Raw genomic sequence first — 1,195 nt, 5'->3', positions numbered from 1 at the left:
GGGCAGGGTGGGTGGCGGCGCTTCCGTCGATGGGACTGCGCGGGGCGAGTCGGGCAGCGGAATGGAGCGTGTAGGAGGAGGCGCTTCCGGAGAGGGAGCTCCTCGGCGTGGCTCGGGCACGGGGATGTGGCGGGTCAGTGGTAGCGCGCCCATGGAGAGCCCGCCTCGGACCACGGCGGGAACCCAGCTGCCGACGGGCGGCACGTCTGCGTCATCGCGTGCACGGAACTGGCCTTCCGTGCCCCGTCCGGAGGGTGCTCCCGCCGCGAGCCCTCCTCGGGCCGGTCCCGGCGCGGGGGCCTTGCTGACGGCCTCGCCGGCGACTTCATCCAGCACGGGAACTCGTGCTCCTGTTCCCGCTGGAGGGCAGCAAGGCGGTGCCACGGCGGTGTCCCGTCAGCCCGAGACGCGCATGGACGCGGTGCGCATCGATGTGGCCAGCCTGGACCTGTTGACGAGCGCGGTGACCAACCTGGCCCAGGTGGCGCGGCGACGTGAGCGCGCCAACGCTCGACGGCTGGCCCTGGCCCGGGAACTCGGGCAACTGGCCCGCGCGGCGGAGGACCTGGGCCCGGCGGCGGTGGCCCTGGTGGCCCGCCTGGGCACGGCCAAGGAACTGGCCGCCGACCTTCATCGCGAGTCCAAGCTCCTGTCCAACGAGGAACTCCGAGACCTGGGCCTCGTGGTGGAGGAGGTGCAGGGCCTGCGGATGCTGCCGCTGTCCGTCCTCTTCGAGCCCTACCCGCGCATGGTCCGCGACCTGTCGCGCGCCCTGGGCAAGGAAGTGGAACTCGTCGTCGACGGAGAGGACACGCGCGCGGACCGGGCCGTGGTGGAGGCGCTGCGCGAGCCGCTGATGCACCTGGTGCGCAACGCCCTGGACCACGGTCTGGAGACGCGGGTGGACCGGGTGACGTCGGGCAAGCACCCTCGGGGGTGCCTCACGCTGCGCGCCGCGCGAGAGGGCAGTCGCATCATCCTCCGCGTCGAGGACGACGGCCTGGGCCTGGACCCCGCCGAGCTGCGCCGGGTCGCCGTGCGCCGGGGCACCCTGGACGAGAGCGCCGCCAACGCCCTGTCGGATGCCGCGGCCCGCGAGCTCATCTTCCTGTCCGGCTTCACCTCGCGCGAGGTCGTCACCGACGTGTCCGGTCGGGGCGTGGGGCTTGATGCCGTGCGCGCCTCCATCCAGGGG

1 protein-coding gene is annotated in these 1,195 nt (G+C 73.5%); it reads left to right on the top strand.

Features of this window, described 5'->3' with window-relative positions:
* Window positions 1-1,195, top strand: a 1,195-nt coding sequence (locus tag HR086_RS46970; RefSeq protein ID WP_254626779.1) for an ATP-binding protein, incomplete at both ends; no start/stop codon positions are given.

Source organism: Myxococcus sp. CA039A (assembly GCF_013336645.1).
Classification (GTDB): domain Bacteria; phylum Myxococcota; class Myxococcia; order Myxococcales; family Myxococcaceae; genus Myxococcus; species Myxococcus llanfairpwllgwyngyllgogerychwyrndrobwllllantysiliogogogochensis.
The sequence above is the reverse complement of the archived record's forward strand: the minus strand, read 5'-3'. Positions and strand labels throughout refer to the sequence as shown.